General features: G+C 65.8%; 17 protein-coding genes and 1 pseudogene. 2 read left to right on the plus strand and 16 right to left on the minus strand.

Annotation, left to right across the window (positions count from 1 at the left end):
- Window positions 1-68 precede the first annotated feature (68 nt).
- A pseudogene (locus IEV83_RS19730) lies at window positions 69-746 on the plus strand (citrate/2-methylcitrate synthase); the annotation flags it as partial.
- Window positions 747-822: 76 nt separating this feature from the next.
- Here IEV83_RS19730 and IEV83_RS19735 read toward each other — a convergent pair.
- From IEV83_RS19735 to IEV83_RS19770, 8 genes are all read right to left on the minus strand, one after another.
- A complete protein-coding gene (locus IEV83_RS19735) occupies window positions 823-2,226 on the minus strand; it encodes a TRAP transporter large permease (RefSeq protein ID WP_181762094.1) in 1,404 nt (467 codons plus the stop codon).
- Window positions 2,227-2,235: 9 nt separating this feature from the next.
- The gene (locus tag IEV83_RS19740; RefSeq protein ID WP_181762095.1) at window positions 2,236-2,856 is read right to left on the minus strand and encodes a TRAP transporter small permease; all 621 of its coding nucleotides are present in this window, start codon (window positions 2,854-2,856) and stop codon (window positions 2,236-2,238) included.
- Between the two features lie 128 nt (window positions 2,857-2,984).
- The gene (locus IEV83_RS19745) at window positions 2,985-3,989 is read right to left on the minus strand and encodes a DctP family TRAP transporter solute-binding subunit (protein ID WP_181762096.1); all 1,005 of its coding nucleotides are present in this window, start codon (window positions 3,987-3,989) and stop codon (window positions 2,985-2,987) included.
- Between the two features lie 258 nt (window positions 3,990-4,247).
- On the minus strand, window positions 4,248-5,588 hold the full coding sequence (locus IEV83_RS19750; RefSeq protein ID WP_181762097.1) for a sigma-54-dependent transcriptional regulator: 1,341 nt from the start codon (window positions 5,586-5,588) through the stop codon (window positions 4,248-4,250).
- 17 nt (window positions 5,589-5,605) lie between these two features.
- Entirely contained in the window at window positions 5,606-7,438 is a 1,833-nt protein-coding gene (locus IEV83_RS19755; protein ID WP_181762098.1) for a sensor histidine kinase, read from the minus strand.
- A gap of 59 nt (window positions 7,439-7,497) precedes the next feature.
- Complete coding sequence (locus IEV83_RS19760; protein WP_181762099.1) at window positions 7,498-9,117, minus strand: GMC family oxidoreductase; 1,620 nt, start codon at window positions 9,115-9,117, stop codon at window positions 7,498-7,500.
- Between the two features lie 115 nt (window positions 9,118-9,232).
- Complete coding sequence (locus tag IEV83_RS19765) at window positions 9,233-9,985, minus strand: tellurite resistance TerB family protein (RefSeq protein WP_181762100.1); 753 nt, start codon at window positions 9,983-9,985, stop codon at window positions 9,233-9,235.
- Window positions 9,986-10,067: 82 nt separating this feature from the next.
- Entirely contained in the window at window positions 10,068-10,535 is a 468-nt protein-coding gene (locus IEV83_RS19770) for an Lrp/AsnC family transcriptional regulator (protein WP_181762101.1), read from the minus strand.
- A 147-nt stretch (window positions 10,536-10,682) separates the two neighbouring features.
- On the opposite strand from IEV83_RS19770, the gene hppD reads away from it, so the two are divergent.
- Window positions 10,683-11,795, plus strand: a complete 1,113-nt coding sequence (gene hppD, locus IEV83_RS19775) for a 4-hydroxyphenylpyruvate dioxygenase (RefSeq protein ID WP_181762102.1) — start codon at window positions 10,683-10,685, stop codon at window positions 11,793-11,795.
- 25 nt (window positions 11,796-11,820) lie between these two features.
- On the opposite strand, the gene IEV83_RS19780 is transcribed toward hppD, so the two are convergent.
- The 8 genes from IEV83_RS19780 to IEV83_RS19815 form a co-directional block, all read right to left on the minus strand.
- Window positions 11,821-13,284, minus strand: a complete 1,464-nt coding sequence (locus IEV83_RS19780; protein ID WP_181762103.1) for an alpha,alpha-trehalose-phosphate synthase (UDP-forming) — start codon at window positions 13,282-13,284, stop codon at window positions 11,821-11,823.
- A gap of 209 nt (window positions 13,285-13,493) precedes the next feature.
- Window positions 13,494-15,305: a glycoside hydrolase family 15 protein gene (locus tag IEV83_RS19785; RefSeq protein WP_244628265.1), complete on the minus strand. Its 1,812-nt coding sequence runs from the start codon at window positions 15,303-15,305 to the stop codon at window positions 13,494-13,496.
- Complete coding sequence (otsB, locus tag IEV83_RS19790) at window positions 15,302-16,057, minus strand: trehalose-phosphatase (protein ID WP_181762104.1); 756 nt, start codon at window positions 16,055-16,057, stop codon at window positions 15,302-15,304. Before otsB ends, IEV83_RS19785 begins: the two co-directional genes overlap by 4 nt.
- 153 nt (window positions 16,058-16,210) lie before the next feature.
- Window positions 16,211-17,359 (minus strand): thiolase family protein, encoded by a 1,149-nt coding sequence (locus IEV83_RS19795; protein WP_181762105.1) that lies wholly within the window; start codon window positions 17,357-17,359, stop codon window positions 16,211-16,213.
- Window positions 17,322-18,770, minus strand: coding sequence for an AMP-binding protein (locus IEV83_RS19800; RefSeq protein ID WP_181762106.1), 1,449 nt, complete (start codon window positions 18,768-18,770; stop codon window positions 17,322-17,324). Before IEV83_RS19800 ends, IEV83_RS19795 begins: the two co-directional genes overlap by 38 nt.
- A complete protein-coding gene (locus tag IEV83_RS19805; RefSeq protein ID WP_308683749.1) occupies window positions 18,767-19,336 on the minus strand; it encodes a biotin transporter BioY in 570 nt (189 codons plus the stop codon). Before IEV83_RS19805 ends, IEV83_RS19800 begins: the two co-directional genes overlap by 4 nt.
- The gene (locus IEV83_RS19810; RefSeq protein WP_181762107.1) at window positions 19,333-19,971 is read right to left on the minus strand and encodes a CbiQ family ECF transporter T component; all 639 of its coding nucleotides are present in this window, start codon (window positions 19,969-19,971) and stop codon (window positions 19,333-19,335) included. Before IEV83_RS19810 ends, IEV83_RS19805 begins: the two co-directional genes overlap by 4 nt.
- Complete coding sequence (locus IEV83_RS19815; protein WP_244628266.1) at window positions 19,968-20,630, minus strand: energy-coupling factor ABC transporter ATP-binding protein; 663 nt, start codon at window positions 20,628-20,630, stop codon at window positions 19,968-19,970. The genes IEV83_RS19810 and IEV83_RS19815 overlap by 4 nt, the downstream gene beginning before the upstream one ends.
- Between the last annotated feature and the right edge of the window lie 206 nt (window positions 20,631-20,836).

The following is a 20,836-nucleotide window of genomic DNA, read 5'->3' on the forward strand; positions in this document are numbered from 1 at the left end:
GGACCACAACGTGAACGGCGCTAGCCTATGAACGGGTACATTCAGGGGAGCAGGTCACAGGCAAGGAGCCGCTGCCGGCCGACCCGTCCCTTGGCAGCGCCGCCGATTTGTTGCGAATGCTGCGCGGCACGCCGGCGCGGCCGGAGGAAATCTCCGCGCTGGAGCGCTATCTGGTGACCGTGCTCGACCATGGGCTGAATGCCTCGACCTTCGCCGCCCGGGTGATTGCCTCCACCGGCGCGGATCTCGGCGATGCGGTGCTGGGGGCCATGGGCGCGCTGAAGGGACCGCTGCATGGCGGCGCACCCGGCCCGGTGCTTGACATGATCGACGCCATCGAAAGCCCCGAGGCGGCGGAAGACTGGATCTCCGGCGAACTTGCCGCCGGCCGCCGGCTGATGGGCTTCGGCCACCGTGTCTACCGCACCCGCGACCCGCGCGCCGATGTGCTGAAGGAGGGGCTCGCCCTGCTCTCCCCGGACCTGCCGGCCCTGCGCAAGGCCGAGGCCATCGAGACGGCAGCCCAGCGCCTCTTGGCCCGGCACAAGCCGGACCGGACGCTTCGCACCAATGTGGAGTTTTATACCGCCGTGCTGCTGGATGCGATCGGCCTGGACCGGACGCTGTTCACGCCGCTGTTCGCGGTGGGGCGAACCCCGGGCTGGTGCGCCCATGCGCTGGAACAGCAGGCCTGCGGACGCCTGCTGCGACCTGCCGCGATCTACATCGGCCCGAACGCCGGATAGCCGGATCGGACCGAACAGGCGCGACTGGAAAACAAAACGCGGGGCGACAAACCGCCCCGCGTCATGACGAGACCGCCTAGCGGTTGGTGATGATCTCCGGCCCCATCAGCGAATAGGGCAGCCAGGTCGACAGCGCCGGCGTGTAGGTCACCAGCACCAGGAACAAGAGCAGGATCAGCACGAAGGGCATGGAGGCCCGCACCACCTGAATGAGGCTCATGCCGGTGATCCCGGAGGTCACGAACAGATTGAGCCCGATCGGCGGCGTGATCATGCCGATTTCCATGTTCACCACCATGATGATGCCGAGATGCACCGGATCGACCCCCAGCTCGATGGCGATCGGGAACACCACCGGCGCGACGATCAAGAGCAGGCCCGAGGGCTCCATGAACTGCCCGCCGATGAGAAGCAGGATGTTCACGGCGATCAGGAAGGTGAACCAGTTGAACCCGGCGCCGATCATCCAGTCGGTGATCGTCTGCGGAATGCGCTCCGAAGTCAGCACATGGGCGAACAGCAGCGCGTTGACGATGATGAACATCAGCATGATCGTCGTCTTCGCCGCGTCGGTCAGCACCTTGCGGGTTTCCGGATGGAAACAGCCGGGCAGGAAATTGACCACCGTCAGCCACAGATTGCGCAGGATGGCATTTGCAAGGCTCTCCCCGTCGCGGCGCAGCGGCACACCCTTGAGCGGCCCCATGTCCCGATAGAGAAAGACAGCGATCAGGAAGGCGTAGACCGCCGCCACCGAGGCCGCTTCCGTCGGCGTGAAGATGCCGCCGTAGATGCCGCCGAGAATGATCACGATCAGGAGCAGGCCGAACCCGGCCTCGCCACCGGAGGTCAGGATCTCGCCCAGGCCGGCGAAAGGCTGTTTCGGCATGTTCTTGATGCGGGCATTGACGTAGATGGCGATCATCAGCATCAGCCCGGCGACGAGCCCGGGGATCACCCCGGCAAGGAACATGCGGCCGACCGACACATCCGTTGCCGCCGCATAGACCACCATGACGATGGACGGCGGGATCAGGATGCCCAGCGTGCCCGCATTGGCGATCACCCCGGCGGCAAACTCCTTGGTGTAACCCACCTGCCGCATGCCGGCGATGGCGATGGTGCCGATGGCCACCACGGTTGCCGGCGAGGAGCCGGACAGGGCGGCGAACAGCATGCAGGAAAACACCGCCGCGATGGCCAGCCCGCCGCGGATATGGCCGACGCAGGCGATGGCGAAGCGGATGATGCGCCGGGCGACGCCGCCGGTCGACATGAAGGCCGAGGCGAGAATGAAGAAGGGAATCGCCAGCAGCGTATAGTTCTGCGAAGCGGTGAACAGTTGCAACGCGACCGAGGAGATCGAGTCGGAGGAAAAGAAGGCGATTGCCAGGACACTGGACAGTCCGAGGGCAATCGCGATCGGGACGCCGAGGAACAGCAGCCCGAGAACCATGATGAAGAGTACACCGGCCTCCATGACGCCCCCTTAATCCTTGATGATGTTCTTGTTTTCGGCGACGAGCTCTTCCGCTTCATGCGCCGCGATGATCAGGTCGCGCTTGCCGGTGATGATTTGCCAGGTGGCCTGCAGGCAGCGATAGGCCAGCAGCAGCAGGCCGATGGGCAAGATCAGATAGGCGATCCAGCGCTGCACCCGCTCTTGGGTGCCGAAGGTCTCCTGAACGAATTCCGGATAGCGCAGGTCATCGAGACCGATGCCGATCTTGTACATCTTCATCCAGTAATCGAGCGCGCCGCCACGGGCGTTGATGCCGAAGAACTGCAGCCAGTCGGCGGAGAACAGGATGGCCGCATAGGCGACGCCGCACAGGGCGCCGAAAATGGCGAAGAAGCGGAACAGGCGCGGCGGGAACAGGCGGATCACCGCATCGACGCCGAGATGAGCGCCGATCTTGATGCCGTAGCTCATGCCGAACAGGATCAGCCAGGCAAACAGGATCCGCGTGAACTCCAGCGCGCCGGTCCAGCCGGAATTGAAGCCGTAGCGGGCAACCACCTGCGAAAAGGAAACGATGGTCATCGCCGCCATGAGAACGGCGAGCATGCCTTCCTCAAAGCGCGTGACCCAGTTGTCGACGCGTTGCATCGTTTTTTCTCCGGGCATGGAGTGGTGATGGGGCGCGGACCCGGTCCGCATCGGGCGCAGGAGCCCGGTCTCCTGACCATCCGCCGGGAAGGCACTTTCCTCCCCGGCGAACCTTGGTCAGGGCATGCTCAGCTGGCGTCGTTCGACGCCACGGCGGCTTCGATCAGTTCGACACCGATGTCGTCCTGGAATTTCGCCCAGACCGGCTTCATCACATCGACCCAGGCCTTGCGCTGTTCCGGCGTAAGGGTCCGGATTTCCGTTCCCGCATCGACGATCCGCTGCCGGCTGGCCGCCTCCTTGTCCGCAACGGCGGAATTGGCCGCCTGCGTCACTTCCTGAACGATGGTCAGGAACTGGTCGCGCACATCCGGATCAAGGCCGTTCAGCCACTCGTCCGAGGTCACCAGAAGGTAGGCGAGCAGCTGGTGATTGGTTTCGGTGATGCCGTCCTGCACCTCGAAGAACTTCTGGGTGTAGATGTTCGACCAGGAGTTCTCCTGCCCGTCGACAACGCCGGTCTGCAACGCGCCATAGACTTCCTTGAACGCCAGCTTCTGTGCATTGGCGCCCATCGCCTCGATCATGGCGACAGCCACATCCGAGGTCTGCACCCGGAACTTCAAGCCCGTGGCGTCGCTCGGCAGCAACAGCGGCTTGTTGGCGGAAAACTGCTTCAGACCGGAGCTCCAGTAGCCAAGCCCGACGAAGCCCACATCGGTCATGGCGTTCAGCAGGCCCTTGCCCGCATCGCTCGCCGCGAACCGGTCGACCGCGGCCAGGTTCTGGAACAGGAACGGCAGATCGAACAGCCGGTACTTCAGGGTATAGGCCTCGAACTTGGCGAGCGACGGCGCAGCCAGTTGCACGTCGCCGAGCAGCAGGGCTTCCATCACCTTGTCGTCGTCGAAGAGCTGCGAGTTCGGAAACACCTGCATGCAGGCCTTGCCGTTCATCTCCTCGTTGACGCGCTTGGCCAGCATGGTCGCCGCGTCGCCCTTGGGATGGCCGGTCGCCGCCACCACATGGCTGAACTTAATGACCATCTCGCCGTCCTGACAGTCCTCGGCAAACGCCGGCGCGGCGAAGGCAAGGGACGCAGCCGCAAGCGCGGCCGTGGCGAACTTCTTCATGGGTGTCCTCCCAGACTTGGTTTGACCCGGGGTGCCTCGTGCCCCCGGTGGCATCTGCCGCCGGCAAAAACCCGGCCAGATGCCTCACCCTCTAGGCAACCTGCATGCCAAACTCGAAGAATCGCAGAAACCTGCCACCCCCACTGATTCAGTCCGCCATGGACACGGGTGCCATGTGTCGGTTCCGACCCATCACATTCGCCCCAATGGGTGGGAACCGACACACGGCCTGCGCCATGCCGCCCCTCGCTGACCCGCTCAGCCTTCGGCGAGCGGCGCCTCCCGGTCGAGACCATACTTCCGGATCTTCTCATAAAGCGCCTTGCGCGAAACACCGAGCGCCTCATAGGTGGCCTTCAGGCCGCCGCCATTGCGCGCCAACTCGTCCTGGATCACCGCCCGCTCATAGGCCCCGACCCGCTCCGCAAGGCTTTGCCCTGCCTCGAACCCGGAAGGCCCCTCGGCGCTTTCCAGCCCCAGCACGAACCGGTCGGCGACATTGCGCAATTCACGCACGTTGCCGGGCCAGTCGCGCGCCATCAGCCCGGTGATGAAGGCGGGGCTAGCATCGGGGATCTCACGCCGGTAGCGCGCCCGCGCCTCCCGTGCCAGATGGTGAAACAGCAACGGGATGTCCTCCTTGCGCGCGCGCAGCGGCGGCACCTCCACGCTCACCACATTGAGCCGGTAGAACAGATCCTTGCGGAAGCGCCCCTCGTTGCCCGCCACCACCAGGTCATCCTTGGTCGCCGCGAGGAAGCGGATATCGAGCGCAATGGTCTTGTTGGAGCCAAGCCGCTCGATCGTCCGCGTCTCGATCACCCTGAGGAGCTTGACCTGCAGGTCGAGCGGCATGGATTCGATCTCGTCGAGAAAGACCGTTCCCCCTTGCGCATGCTCAAGCTTGCCGATCCGCTGCCGGCTGGCGCCGGTGAAGGCCCCCTGCTCATGGCCGAACAGTTCCGATTCGATCACCTCCGCCGGCAGGCCGCCGCAATTGAGCGCAACGAACGGCCCGCCGTGGCGATGCCCTTCCTCATGCAAGGCCCGGGCCACCACCTCCTTGCCCGCCCCGGTCTCGCCGACAATCAGGATATCCGCATCCGTATCGGCCAGGGTGGCAACGAGGCCCCGCAGCCGCTCCATCACCGGCGAGCGCCCGACGAGCCGGCCCTCCAGTCCGGTGCGCTGCGCCAGTTGTTCGCGCAGGATGCGGTTTTCCAGCACCAGCCGGCGCTTTTCCAGCGCCCGCTCGATCACATTGGCCAGCCGGCTGACCGGAAACGGCTTTTCCATGAAGTCATAGGCGCCGGACCGCATCGCCTCCACCGCCAGCGGCACATCGCCATGGCCGGTGATCAGGATCACCGGCAGGGCCGGATCAATCTCCAACGCGTGGCGCATCAGGGCAAGACCATCGGTCTTCGGCATCCGGATGTCGGTGACCAGAACGCCGTAGAGATCGCGCGCCAGGTGCTCCGCCACGCCGGCGGCGCCGGCAAAGGCCGAGACCTGATGCCCGGCCAGTTCCAGTCCCTCGGCCAGCGCCTCGCGCAAGTCCGCCTCGTCATCGACCAGCAGTACCGTTGCCTTGTCCATCCACCTGCCTCTGGTGCCTATGCCGCGGCCTCGCTGGCACGGTCGGCGCGCGGCAGGCGCACGGTAAACACCGCCCCGCCGGTCTCGCCCCTGCCGATGGCCAGCGCGCCGGAAAAATCGTGAACGATCTTGTAGGCAATCGACAGGCCAAGCCCCAGCCCCTTGCCCACATCCTTGGTGGTGAAAAACGGGTCAAACACTTGCGACAACAGCTCGTCGGCGACCCCCGGACCATTGTCGGCCACCTCGATCACCCCGAAATCCCCGTCAACATAGGTCCGCAGGTGCACGGCCCCATCCGCCTGCCCCTCGACCGCGTCCAATGCATTGGCGGCCAGGTTCAGGACCACCTGCTCAAGGCGCACATGCCCGCCGATCACCTGGATCGGTCCGTCCAGATGGCGCACCTCCAACCGCGCGCCGGTCTGCTTCAGGCGCGGCGAGAGCAGCATCAGGGCTTCGTCAATCACCGGCTTGACGGCGATGGGACCGAGCCGGGTGCCCGCCCGCCGGCTGAACCCTTTGAGAATACGTGAGATCTCCGCCATTCGCTCGACCATGACGATGATCTTGTCGAGCCCGGCAGTGGCCTTTTCCAGCCGGCCCAGATCGAGGAACTGCTTGGCGTTGTCCGCGTTCGACCGGATCGCGGCCAGCGGCTGGTTGAACTCGTGGGAAAGCGCCGCCGACATCTGCCCCAGCGTCGCCATCTTGGCCGCCTGCACCAGATCCGCCTGCATCCGGCGCAGTTCCTCTTCCGCCGCCTCGCGCTCGCGCACCTCGCTGGCAAGCCGGGTATTGGCCTCGGAGAGATCGCGCGTGCGCTGTCGCACCCGCCGTTCCAGCCTGAGGGCGGACAGCCGATCCTCACGCATGCGGCGGAGCCCGGCCTGACGCCGCTCCAGCGCCACCCAGCCGATGCCGGAAAACAGCAGGCAGGCCAGCACCGCGATTGCCGTCGCCTTGAACGCCTGTGACCGCGCGGCGGTGGTATCGGCAAAGGCGATCACCTGCCAGCCGAGAAGAGGCAACTGGCGGGTCATTCTCAAAAACGACCGATCCGGCCCTTCCTGGGGCAAGCCCACCAGATCGAACACCCCTGGCAGCGCCGCCGCGTCCGTCCCCGCCTCACTATCAGTCTCGGCAAGGGCCACGGTCACGGCGCCAAGCCGCTCGACCTGGTCAGACAATCGCTGCCCGCGCCAGGCCGGCCGATTGGTGGCAACCACCTGCCCCTCGCCATCCACGGCGACAAGTGGCGCCTTGCTCAGGGCCCAGGCCTGCTCGACCTCGCCAAGGCTGACCCAGACGACCACCGCGCCGCTGGAGCCTTGCGCCCCGCGCGTTGCCGAGGCGAACACATAGCTGCCAGGCAGGCTGCGACTACCCGGCCGATAGGCGCGGCCAAGCCGCCCTTGCAGCGCCTCCTCCAGCGGCAAAGCCGTGGTGTCGCGGGCCGGCATCAATCCGGCCGCGCGCGGCAGCATGTGACTGGAGGCAATAAGGTGCCCGGCGGGGTCGTAGAAGGCGACCTCCTGCGCCCCGGCCATGCCAGCGGCAATCGCCGCCACCCGCTCGCCGGCGCTTCGGTCGCGCGTCAGCACCAGCTCCCGCACATCCGGCCGCTGCGCCAGCAGAGGCGGCAACAGGCGGAACTTGTCCAACTGCCGCTCCAGCGTCGCCGCCTGCACCGCCAGCAACGCCTGTGACCGGGTGACCACCTCATCGATGAAAAGCCGGGAACTGACGCTCCACGTCACCCAGCCCGTCACCACCGTCACGGGCACCGACAGGCAGATCAGAACAACAAAGACGGCATTGTGCCGTGCCGCGCGCCGCAGATCCCTCATACCGGCAGTTTACGTATGGTCAGCGCGACGGACAATCGCAATTGCCCCGCCGCCGACGGCTAACGCCCCGTCCCCGCACGCCGGTCCTCGCGGATCAGGTCGGCCGCCTTCTCGCCGATCACCATGGTCGGCGCGGCGGTATTGCCCGAGGTGATCGTCGGCATCACCGAAGCGTCGACCACCCGCAGACCGGCGATGCCGCGCAGCCGCAGCCGTTCATCGACCACCGCCCCCGCGTCAACGCCCATGCGGCAGGTGCCGACCGGATGGAAGATCGTCGTGCCGATATCGCCGGCCGCATGGGCCAGGTCCTCGTCGCTCTGCAGCAACGGGCCGGGCAAATACTCCGACGGCGAGTAGCGGGCCAGCGCCGGCGCGGCCATGATCTTGCGGGTCAGCCGCAGCGCGTCGGCGGCAACCTTCCGGTCGCTGTCCGTCGACAGGTAATTGGGCCGGATCTCCGGATGCGCCCCCGGGTCGGCGGACACGATATGTACATGCCCCCGGCTGTCGGGGCGCAGGTTGCAGACACTGGCCGTGATTGCCGGGAAGGGATGCAGCGGCTCACCGAACCGGTCCAGCGACAGGGGTTGCACGTGATATTCGAGGTTCGCGGTCTCGAACGAGGGATCGGACCGGGCGAACACACCGAGCTGGCTTGGCGCCATCGACATCGGCCCGGACCGTTTCAGCGCGTATTCGGCGGCGATCTTCGCCTTGCCGAAGATGTTGCCGGCGAGCTGATTGAGCGTCACCGCCCCCTCGACCTTGAACACGGTGCGCAGTTGCAGGTGATCCTGCAGGTTGCCGCCAACCGCCGGCAGCGCCTGCGCCACCTCGATGCCGTACCGGGACAGAACCGCCGGATCGCCGATCCCCGACAGCTCCAGGATCTGCGGCGAGCCGATGGCACCGGCCGACAGGATCGCCTCGCCGAGAACGCCGGCCCGCGCCGGCTCCCCGCCGACGGTCAGGTCGAGCCCGGTCACCCGCCCCCCGTCCAGCCTCAGCCGGGTCACCTGCGCCCCCGTCACCACCTTGAGATTGGCGCGCGAACGCACCGGCTTGAGATAGCCCTTGGCGGCGGTCCAGCGCACCCCGCCCCGCTGGGTCACCTGAAAATAGGAAGAGCCGAAATTGTCGCCCCGGTTGAAATCGTCGACCTTCGGAATGCCGGTTTCGGCGCAGGCTTCGCGCACCGCATCGAGAATTTCCCAGGACAGGCGCTGCTGCTCGACGCGGCATTCGCCGCCGCGCCCATGCATCTCGTCATCGAGTTCGTAGTGATCTTCCGCCCGGCGGAACAGCGGCACCAGGTCGTCCCAGCCCCAGCCGGTCAGCCCCATCTGGCGCCAGCCGTCATAGTCCCGCGCCTGACCGCGCATGTAGATCATGCCATTGATGGCCGAGCAGCCGCCCAGCACCCGGCCGCGCGGATAGGCGAGCGAACGCCCGTTGAGGCCCGGCTCCGGAGCGGTCGAGAAGCCCCAGTCGGTGCGCGGATTGCCCATGCAATAAAGATAGCCGACGGGAATATGGATCCAGATGTAGTCGTCCTTGCCGCCGGCCTCCAGCAGCAGCACCCGTACATCCGGATCGGCCGACAGGCGGTTGGCCAGGACGCACCCGGCCGATCCCGCCCCAACGATCACATAGTCCCAGTCCCCAAGATCGCGCATGAATCCTCCCAGCACGCTTTCGGAAGGAACGATGCAACCGGGCGCCGCCAAAGGCAAGCCACCTCACCGCGCCAGGCCGGCAACCGCGACGAAGGAATGAGGCACGGACTTAAGCTCAGGCCTCGGCCTCGCGCACCGCCCGGTCGATCTCGGCGACCAGCCCCGCATCGAGACCGAGCCGCGCGGCCAGCAGATCGAGATAGGCCTTTTCTGCCGGATGATCCGGATCGATCGCCAGCCGCGAGGCGGCAAAGATTTCCAGTGCCGCTTCCTGGGTCGACGCGCCCGCCACCACCCGGTCCAGGTCGAGCGGCGCGCGCAATTCGTCCATCACGAAGGCCTTGGCCTCAGTGTCCAACTCCAGACTGTCGAGCTTGTCGAAGATCCGGCGCTGCTCTTGCCCATCGATATGACCATCGGCCTTCGCCGCCGAAATCATCGCCGTCAGCAGCACCAAGGCGAAGGCCCGGTCGCCGCCCGGCTGGTGCTCCGGGGCAAAGGGGGACTCCGCCGGTGGCGGCAACACCGCCGATTCCCCGGTAGCCATGCCCCCTGCGGGAGCGGAGGCTCCGGCGGGCCCCGGCGCGTCCCGGTTGCCCTGCCAGTCGCGGTAGGCCTTGTAGGCAAGACCGGCGACCAGCGCCATGCCGCCATAGGTAACCGCCTTCTTGCCCAGCTTGCGCCCGCCCTTGGTGCCAAGCAGCAGGCCGGCCAGCCCGCCGGCGAGCGCACCACCCGCCAGGCCGCCGGCGTTCGAGCGCAGGTAGTCCTGGCCGCGCGCCATCATGTCACCGCCACTGGTCCCTTGCTGCGCGCCGCCAGCCGCGTTTCCCAGAAAGCCATCCAGCAGTTTTTTCGCGTCGAACATGGGAAAGGGTCTCCATCCAGCGGGACAATATCTCGCCCCCGCATTTGGGGTGGCCGCCGGGTCGGCGCAAGCGGAAAACCTTTCAGATGGCAAAGGGCAGCCGGTTGTCGTCCTTCAGCGTTTCCATCGCGATGGACGAGCGCACATTGCGCACCGCATCATGGGGCAACAGCTCATCGTTGATAAACACCGACAGCCCCGCCAGATCCGCGACCACCACCTTCAGCATGTAATCCATGTCGCCGGTCAGCACATGCGCTTCCTGAACCTCGGGCAGGCTGCGCACCAGGTCGCGAAAACGCCGGGCGTTCTGCCGGCTGTGCGCATTGAGCGCAACGCCGACGAAGGCGACCACGGCAAGACCGACCGCAGCCGGATCGATATCCGCCCGGTAACGACGGACGACCCCCGCCTCCTCCAGCCGCTGACGACGCCGGGAAACCTGGGACGCCGACAGGCCGATCCGCTCCCCCACCTGCTGGTTGGTACGGGAGGCATCTTCCTGCAATTGCGCAAGGATTTTCCGATCAAACCCGTCAATCTCAACCATACCATGCACCGAAGAACGAAAGAGTGCACATCTTGTGCGGATCGTCGCGCAAGAGCAACCCTCTTTGCACACATCGTGCGGCCCGGCTCCGCTATCCTTGAAACTTGAAATAAACGCACCCGGACGGGGGGCATAGGAGGACAGACCATGGGACCGTTTCCACATGACGCGCCGCCGGCGCGAATCAGCGATGACAATCCGGCCGGCACCGACGGTTTTGAATTCGTCGAGTTCGCCCATCCGGAGCCGGAAAAGCTCGATGTCCTGTTTCGCAAGATGGGCTATGTGCCGGTGGCCCGCCACAAGACCAAGGCCATCACCCTCTATCGTCAGGGCGACATCACCTATGTGCTAAACGCCGAGCCCGGCTCCTTCGCCATGCGCTTCGTGGAAAAGCACGGGCCTTGCGCCCCGTCGATGGCCTGGCGGGTGGTGGATGCGGCCCATGCCTTCCGTCACGCGGTGGCGCAAGGGGCGGAGCCCTATGAGGGCGACGACAAGACCCTTGACGCCCCGGCGATCAAGGGCATTGGCGGCTCGCTGCTTTATTTCATCGACCACTACGGCGACAAGGGATCGGCCTATTCGGCGGAATTCGACTGGCTGGACGCGGTCGACCCGAAGCCCGAGGGCGTCGGCTTCTACTACCTCGACCACCTGACCCACAACGTCTATCGCGGCAACATGGACAAGTGGTGGGACTTCTACCGCACCCTGTTCAACTTCAAGCAGATCCACTTCTTCGACATTGCCGGCAAGCTGACCGGGCTGGTGTCGCGGGCGATCACCTCCCCGTGTGGCAAGATCCGCATCCCGCTGAACGAATCCACCGACGACAAGAGCCAGATCGAGGAATATCTGCGCAAGTACAAGGGCGAGGGCATCCAGCACATCGCCGTCGGCACCGACGGGATCTACGATGCCACCGACAAGCTGGCCGAAAACGGGCTGAAGTTCATGCCCGGCCCGCCGGAGACCTATTATGCGCGCTCCCATGAGCGGGTGCATGGCCATGACGAGCCGATCGACCGCATGAAGCGCCACGGCATCCTGATCGATGGCGAGGGCGTCATCGACGGCGGCACCACCAAGATCCTGTTACAGATCTTCTCCAAGACGGTGATCGGCCCGATCTTCTTCGAATTCATCCAGCGCAAGGGCGATGAGGGTTTCGGGGAGGGCAACTTCCGCGCTCTGTTCGAATCCATCGAGGAAGACCAGATCCGGCGCGGCGTGCTGAAACAGGGCGCCAAGGGCTGAACCTCAGCGCCCGGGCGAGCCGCCTTCACTCCCTTGTCGCTGCAAAATGCGTATCCGCGAAGACCTCAGGGAAAGCGCTCGTCGCTTTCCCTGATGCCTCTTTCTCCTCCTGCCCATTCCCCTGATTGTTCAGCGCCGCCAGGAAAGCCTGCGCCCAGGACGCGGCATCGTTCTCGCAGATCCGGTCGAACAGCGCCTGCCAGCGGTCGCGGCGCTCATCCAGCGGCATGGTCAACGCGGTTTGCAGGTTTGCCGCCACCTCTTCGGCCGAATGCGGGTTGACGATCAGCGCCTCGGACATCTCTTCCGCCGCCCCGGCAAAGCGCGACAGCACCACCACCCCGGGATCCTCCGCCCGCTGCGCCGCCACATATTCCTTGGCGACAAGGTTCATCCCGTCGCGCAAGGGGGTCACCAGGGCCACCCGACTGGCGCGGTAGAGCCCGGCCAGCGCCCGCCGGGTAAAGGAGCGGGTCATGTAGCGGATCGGTGTCCAGTCGAGATCCGCGAAGCGGCCGTTGATGTTGCCGGTCAGAGCTTCCAATTCCCGGCGGATCTCCGCATAGGCATCGAGCTCGGCCCGGGAGGGCGGCGCCACCTGCATCAGGCTGATCCGGCCCCGGTTCTCCGGATAGTCCTCCAGCAACCGACCAAAGGCGCGGAACCGCTCCGGCAAGCCCTTGGAATAGTCGATCCGGTCGACGCCGATGATCTGTTGCCGACCGGCCAGAAGCTTTTCCGTGCGCCTGGTGTGGCGCCGGGCGTCCGGCGTCGTCGCCTGCCGGGCAAATCCTTCCGCATCGATGCCGATGGGAAAGGCCCGCACGACGGTCCGCCGGGAGCCAAGCAGCAAGTCGCCGTTGTCCGCCTCCCGCGCGCCGATTTCCTCCACCGCGAACCGGCGAAAATTTGCCGCGTCGCGCCGGGACTGAAAACCGATGACATCATAGGCGAGCATCCGTCGCACCATCTGCGCCGCGTTCGGCAAAGCCGCCAGCACCTCCGGAGCCGGAAAGGGAATATGAAGAAAGAAGCCGATCGGATTTTCCACCTCCATCGCCCGCAGTGAGGCGGCGAAGGGAAGGAAGTGATAGTCATGCGCCCAGATCACGTCGTCGGAGCGCAACAGGCTGCGCAGCCGCGCCGCGAAGCGGTCATTGACCCTCAGATACCCTTCTTCCGCATGGCGGTCGAACACCGCCAGATCGAGTCGATAGTGAAACACCGGCCACAGGGTCTTGTTGGCATAGCCCACATAGAACGCGTCATAGTCGGCCTGGGTCATGTCGAGGGTCGCCAGCAAAACCTTGCGCGAGCCGACCCGCCGGACATTGCCGAAGGTGCCCTCCTCGGAAATCTCACCGCTCCAGCCGAACCAGATGCCCCCCGCCTGCGTCAGCGCGTCCACCAGCGCGACCGCCAATCCGCCAGCCCGGCCGGTGTCCTTCAGCGGGCCAACACGGTTCGAGACGACGACAAGGCGTGACATTGGGGTCCTCCATCTATGTTGCGTGGCGGTGGCCTCGGCCCCTTCGTCAGGGCATGGCCGGGAAACGGGTGGCGACAGACGCCCAGCGGCTTGCGCCGCGCGCGTGGGTGCTCCCCGCCAAGCCGAAAACACGCGATCCCATCAGTCTGTCCCGCAATCCCGGCCGGACGGACCGGTCTCCGGCGCAAGAGCGCTAGAGCGCTAGAGCGCTAGACGACGCTGTCCCAATCGGCGGACAGGCGCACCGCGCCATTGATGATGCCGACCATGGAATAGGTCTGCGGAAAATTGCCCCACAGCTCCCCACTGTGCGGATCGGTATCTTCCGACAACAGCCCGACATGATTGCGGCACGAGAGCATGGTCTCGTAAATCTCCCGCGCCTCCTCCTTGCGGCCGATCCGGGCCAGCGCGTCGATGTACCAGAACGTGCAGATGTTGAAGGCGTTCTCCGGCGTGCCGAAATCATCCGGCGCATGGTACCGGATAAGATGATTGCCCCGCCGCAACACCGTGCCGACCCGCTCCACCGTGGCGATGAAGCGCGGATCCTCCGCCGGCAGGAAACCGACCTCGGCGATCAGCAGCAAGCTGGCATCGAGATCCCGGCCTCCGAAACTCTCCACGAAGGCACCGACCTGATCGTTCCAGCCGTATTGCAGGATGGTCCGGTGAATATGCTCCGCCCGCCCGCGCCACAGGCGAGCACGTTCCGTCCGCCCGAACTGGCCGGCGATCCGCGCCAGCCGGTCGCAGGCAGCCCAGCACATCAGCGAGGAGGAGGTATGCACCCTTGCCCGGGTCCGCAGCTCCCAGAGCCCTGCATCCGGCTGGTCATGCAGGGCAAAGGCCCGTTCGCCAATCAGCTCCAGCCGCTCGAAGTCGTCCACGCCGGGTTGGTGCAACAGCCGTTTGTCGAAGAACGCCTGCGCCGCGCCGAGCACGATGTTGCCATAGACATCATGCTGGAAATGCTCATAGGCCTGATTGCCGATCCGCACCGGCCCCATGCCGCGATAGCCCGGCAGATCCACGGTCCGCTCGATCAGCTTCTTCTCCAGCCCGATGCCGTAAAGCGGCTGCACATGATCGCCATTGGTGCTGGAGGCGATGTTGTTGAGATAGCGCAGGTAGTTTTCCATCGTCTCCATTTCGGAGAGCGAGTTCAGCGCCCGCACCACGAAAAACGCATCGCGCAGCCAGCAATAGCGGTAGTCCCAGTTGCGCTCGCTTCCCCCCGCTTCGGGGATCGACGTCGTCACCGCCGCGACGATGGCCCCCGTTTCCTCGAAAGTGCAGAGCTTCAGGGTGATCGCTGCCCGGATAACCGCGTCCTGGTAGTCGACCGGAAGCCCGAGGCGCCGGGTCCACAGCCGCCAGTAAAGGGTCGTCTCCTCCTCGAACTCGCGGCACAGGGTATCGGGATGACGGGTCAGGCTTTCATCCGGCCCCAGATAGAAGGACAGCGGCGCGTCGAGCAGAAAGGGCGTTTCCTCGCGCACATAGGTGATCGAGGCGTTGGTCGTCAGCCGGATCGCCTGACCGGCGCCGACGAAACGCATATGGTTCGACCCGAAGGAGCGCTCCGGCGCCTGGCTGCCATAGGCGAAACACGGACGGCAGCGCACGCGAATGCGCGGATGGCCGGCCAGCGGCCGCACCCGCCGCACCAGCGCCGTTGGCCGGAACATCCGTCCCTTGGTCTTGAAGCGCGGCGCGAAATCGGTGATTTCGATGGCATTGCCCTGACCATCGAAGATCCGCGTCACCACAATGGCCGTGTTTTGCAGATAGCTTTGCTCGCTGCGCGCCGCGCCTTCCAACTCGATGGCAAAGGCGCCATCCGCCACCTCGCCGCGCGAGCCCAGCAGGGCATGAAACACCGGATCCCCATCGAAACGCGGCAGGCAGCACCACACCACCCGCGCCATCCTGTCGATCAACCCGGCAAAAGAGCAGTTGCCGACGAGCGCCAGGTCAAGCGTCGCCTTTTCGCCAGCGGGCATGTCGCCAGCACTCATGGACGCAGCTTCCCGCGATGCACGCTGGCGGGCATGTCCTGCGCCAGCCAGCGGTGGACGTCGGCCACATTCCTCAGCCGAAACCGGGCGAGGCTGCCCCCTTCCCCGACCTTGATGCCGAAGCCGCCAATGGCCTCCGCCGCGCGGATTCCATCCTCATCGGTGATATCGTCGCCAACAAAGACCGGCGTACGTCCGCAAAACGGCGGTCGTTCCATGAACGCTTCAAGCGCCCAGCCCTTGTCCCGATGGGCGGGCTTTGCCTCCACCACCATCTTGCCGCGCACCAGATGCAGATCCGGCAGCTCGCAGATCGCCTCGCTCATCACCTGCCACACCAGCGGCTCGCAATCCGGAGCGATGCGGAAATGCACGGCAAGCGCCGCCCCCTTGTCCTCCAGCGACACGCCGCGCCCCAGCAGCCCGCTGCCGGCCAGTGCCGCCTTCAGCGTCTCCAGTTCCGGGCGCACCGGCGCCCGCTCCACCGGATCGCCCGGGAAGAGCCGCGCCTCCAGCCCATGCAGGCCGGCGCAAGGGAGGTTCAACGGGCGCAGGTAGCGGTCGATTTCCGCAATCGGCCGACCGCTGACAATCGCCAACGCGCCATCCAGGCGGCTGATCAAATGTTGCAAACTGGCAATCAGCGCGGCTTCGGTTTCGATTGCATTCGGCGTTTCCGCGATTTCGACAAGCGTTCCGTCGAAATCGAGGAACAGCGCAAGATCGTCCGAAGCAGGTGGCGGCGCATACATGGACCAAAGCCTATGCAAACTGACTCAGGAAGAGAAGACATATTCTCAGGAAATCAGCCAAACGACCAGTACTTCCCCACCTCCGCGTGGGCGTGGCCATATTATTTCGTCAGAAATGCGCCCGGACGACCATTGCGCGGGAACACATCTCCCTCAATCGGCCAGACGTTGCAGGATCGTGGCAGTGCCAAGCCCGCCGGCGCTGGCAATGGCCGCAAAGCCCAGGGCGCCGGAGGGCTCACCGCGCAACTCGTGGAACAGGCGAACCGCCAGGATTGCGCCCGACGCCCCGATCGGATGGCCGCGCGCCAAGGCGCCACCGCCCCGGTTGAGGCTGGCGGCGGGCAGATCCAATTCCCGAGCGCAGGCCATGGCCTGCACCGCATAGGCTTCCATCACCTCCGCTGCCGCCATGCGCTGCGCGCGCAATCCTGTCGCGGCGAACACCTTGTGGCCGGCGGCCACCGGCGCCAGTCCCGGCAATTCCGGATCCGCGCCAGCGCTCGCTCCGCCGATCAGCCGACATCCTGCGGTGATGCTGCGCGCCGCCGCGAACCGGTCCGAAACCACACAAACAAAGGCAGCCGCATCCGCTTCCACTGCGGTCGTTGCCGTCAGGATCCGGCTCTCGCCCTCCCCAGCGATCACCCGGGAGCGGCGGCCGGTGGCCAGCGACAGCGCCCGGGCAAAGGCATCCCACGAGAGCCCGGCGCTTTCCACCAGCTCCGCCGTCAGCCGTCCGGTCTCGCGCGCGGCGCAGGCCCTGGCATGGCATTCCACCGCATAGGCGAGCTGCGTCTCAACACCGATCCCCGCATGGGCGGCAAGGGCGGCGGCCGCATCGGCCATCTCCGGATCCCGCTCCGGCCAGGGAGTAAAGGGAGGACGATCATAGGGGCGCGGCGCCTCGTCCGGCCCGCGCGGCCGGGAGAGCCGCAAGGGCGCACGGGAAAAACTCTCCACCCCGCCAGCGAGCACGCAGTCCGCCGCACCGCTTTCGATCAGCCGGGCGGCCATCAGGATCGCATCGAGCCCGGAGCAACATTGCCGGTCGATGGTCAGCGCCGGAACGCTCTCCAGCAATCCGGCGAGCAGCGCCAGCCGGCGCGCCGGGTTGCCGCCGCCATAGAGCGCGTTGCCGACGATCACCTCATCGACCACCGCCCCATCGAGGCCCGCATCATCCAGGCAAGCCGTCAGCACCGGCGCCGCCAGCGCATCGACCTCAAGGGCCTTCAGCACCCCACCGCGCGGGGCAACCGGGCTACGCCGGGCGGCGACGAGGATCGCTTGTCTGGCCATCGTCCCTCTCCCGCTGCCGCACCCGTGCCTCAAGCGCGGGCAGATCAGGCTTGCCACCCGGCGTCAACGGCCAATCCTCCATCGGATAGAAGGCGCGCGGCACCTTGATCGGCGGCAGATGCGCAAGACAGGCCCGGCGCAAGGCGTCGCCGCAAAAGGCGGTTCCCGTCGGGCGAATGGCCGCGACGATCCGCGTGCCCCGAACCGGGTCCGGCACGCCGAACACCGCCACGCCGAGCACATCCGGGCGCGCGGCCAGCACCGCCTCGATTTCCTCTGCATAGACATTGACGCCGGCGGTAACCAGCATACGGCTGCGACGACCGGCAAGATGGAGATATCCGTCGCCATCGAGCCACCCCTGATCCCCCACCGTCAGCCAGGCGCCATCGCGGCAGGTGTCCGCCTCCCCGCCAAGCGCATAGCCGTCAAACAAGAGTGGACTGGCGATCCAGATCGCGCCCGGCACGCCGGGCGAACAGAGTTCGCCGCTCGCCGAACGGATCGATACGGCAACATCGGAGAAGGGGCGCCCGACGGAGCCGGCGGGACTGCCATCCCCGCTCCGCCGATAAGAGATGAAACTGGTCTCGGAGGTTCCGTAGAACTCAAACAGGCGGGCTTCGGGGAAGAGATCCTCCACACCGCCGCGCTGTTCGTCGCGCCATTTTGAGCCGCTGACCAGCACCCGGCGCACCCCCGGCAAGGTCAATCCGATCTGGCTGGCGGCGCGGCTCAGGAGCTGAAGCTGGGTTGGCGTGCCGTAGAGAACGGTCGCCGCGCCGTCCCGCAGGCGCGACAGGATCTGCCGGGGATGGAACTGCGGCGCGATCTCGACGAAGCTTCCCATGTCCAGCGCCTGCACCGCGCCGAACAGATGCAACGAATGCCCCAGGCTACCGGGAATGAACACCCTGTCCTCCGGCGCGAGCGCAAAGGCCTCGCGGCAAAGCCGAAAGCTTTCCGTCCAGGAGCGATGCGAGCGCTGGAACGCCTTGGGCCGACCACTGGAGCCGGAGGTAAAGCCGATATAGAAGGGCTGCTCCGAATGCGGCACATTCTCAGCGCCGTCATGCCCGGCAATCGAAGTGCTTCCGACCTCCGTGAGGAGCACGCAAGCAAGCTCGGCAGCGGTCTCCTCGATTCCCGAGGAAAACTGGCGCGGGTCGAACACCGCCGCCACCCGCCCGGCCTGCGCCACGGCGAAAAACCCACAGAGCAGCGAGACCGGTTCGGTGGTGGTCAGAGCAACGTGCCCGCCCGGGGCAACGGTGCCGCGAACCGCCGCGCTGAGCGCATCGACCCGGGCGGCCAACGCCTCCCAGCTCAGAGACGCATCGCCGCAGACAAGCGCCAAAGCTTCGGGCCGGTCGCGAGCATGATCCGGGAGCGCCTGGCCGACAAAGCTCATTGCCGCGTCAGCACCGCATCGGGCCGCCCGCGCTCCACCGCCCTGACGATCACCGCCGTTGCAAACACTTTCAGCGTATCACCCGGCAGATAGATCAGCACGCCGAATGCCGCCTGGCCGAGCGTGAGATCGGTCATCAAGGAAAGCCCCGGAATCCCGAAGGCGTACATCACAAGGATGCCCCCAACAAAGGCCGAGACAAGCGCTGCCGTGAAAGTCGACGCCGCGCGCATCGCCCGCATCATCAAGCCGCAGACGAAGGCGCCAATCGGCCAGCCGACCAGAAACCCGACCGAGGGGCCGGCAAAAACGCCGAGCCCGCCACGCCCGCCCGCCAGCAGCGGCATGCCGAGCGCAACGACAAACAAAAAGAGGAGCACCGCCAAGGCGCCACGCCCCGGCCCAAGCATGGTGCCCGCCAGCATCACCCCAAGCGTTTGCGCGGTGATCGGTACGCCGCCCAGCATCGGCAGGCTGAAGGGGGGCAACAGCCCCAGCGCGCCGATCATCGCCGCGTAGATCGCGATATGCACCAGACTTCTGTCGGCGGTCATGGTTTTGCTCACTCCGGTCTCCTTGTCAGAGGCGCTGGATCGCCGGCAAGCGGATCCACCCCACCACGCGCGGCGATGGCTTCCGCAACGTGATCGGCGGTATTTAGCGCCTGAAGGGCAAGGGGAGCAACCAGTCTGAGCCCGCCACCCCTTCCGGTTCGGGCCCGGTAGGCCTCGCCGAGTTGCCGGCCGGCGCCCGCAAGTTGCGGTGCGAACCGAAGCACCAGCGCGATCGCGAGCGCCAGACGCCGCCGGGATAGGCCGAGGAGCTCCGCCGGGCGCAGTACCGGCGCAAGCGCATCGATCATATCATCCAGCCGGGTGGTCAGGCTGACGACCGAGGCGAGCAGCACGAGACAAACGAGCCGAAGCAACATCACCAGCCCGCTTGCGAGCGAGCCAAGCGCCAGATGAAACAGCAACAGGCAGACGAGGAGGAGAAACACCGGGCGCAATGCCGTAAGCGCCGCCAGTGCCGAGCGGCCGAGACTTGCGTAGATACCGAGCGTTACCGCCAGCGCGCCAAGGAGCAAACCGAGGTCCGTCACCGGAAACAGCAGCATCGACATGGCGGCAAGCGAGACCAGTTTGATCCAGGCCGGCAGGCGATGCAGCCAGCTGCGGCCTTCCAGATAGACCCCGGTCACAACATATCCGCCGAAAGCTGCGCCGCACGCTCCCGGGCATGGGCGCGAAACTGCGGCAGGATCTCGTCAGGCGAACCATCGCCCACGATACGTCCGCCCTCAAACCAGAGTATCCGGTCAAAGCCATTGAGACAGTCAAGATCGTGGCTGATCAACACCAGCTTTTGCGGCAATTGCATCATCAGCTTGTGAAAATGAAGCCGCAGCGCCGGGTCGAGATTGGCGAAAGGCTCGTCGAGGAGCAGAAGGCGAGGCTCGACCACCACCACCGCCAGCAGACAGACCAATTGTTTCTGGCCTTCCGACAACAGCGACACCGGTCGCTCCGCCCAGTCTTCACAGCCATGAGCGCGCAACAATTGGCGCGCCGAGGCCTCCGCTTCGCGCTTGCTCGCACCAAACTGGCGCGGCGCGAAGGCGACTTCTTCGAGCACGGTGGGAAAGATGATCTGATGGTCCGGGTTCTGGAACATCATGCCGACCAGGCGCGGCAACAGCTTGGCGTCTTGAACGCTGTCATGGCCGAACACCGCAACCGTACCCCGGTCGGGCCGGACGAGCCCGTTCAACAGTCTGAGGAAGGTGCTCTTGCCGGCGCCGTTCAGGCCGACGAGGCCGATCCGGTGTTCGTGCAGCGAGACGGTAATCTCGCGCAACACCGCACGTTTCCCGCGATCGAGACAAACGTCATCAAGGGTTGCGTAAGGCTTGGCAGGGATTTGGGAGGCGGTTAGCGGCATGCGGAGTTCCGATGCCTTTTCCTATCGTCCGCCAACTGCGGACGCATGTTTCTAGTAGAGAGATTTTTGTTTGCGCTTAGCGGGCCTGGCGGCGACCTACTCTCCCACGTCTTGAGACGCAGTAC

Origin of the sequence: Stappia taiwanensis (genome assembly GCF_014635285.1) — a bacterium.
GTDB classification, from domain to species: Bacteria; Pseudomonadota; Alphaproteobacteria; order Rhizobiales; family Stappiaceae; genus Stappia; species Stappia taiwanensis.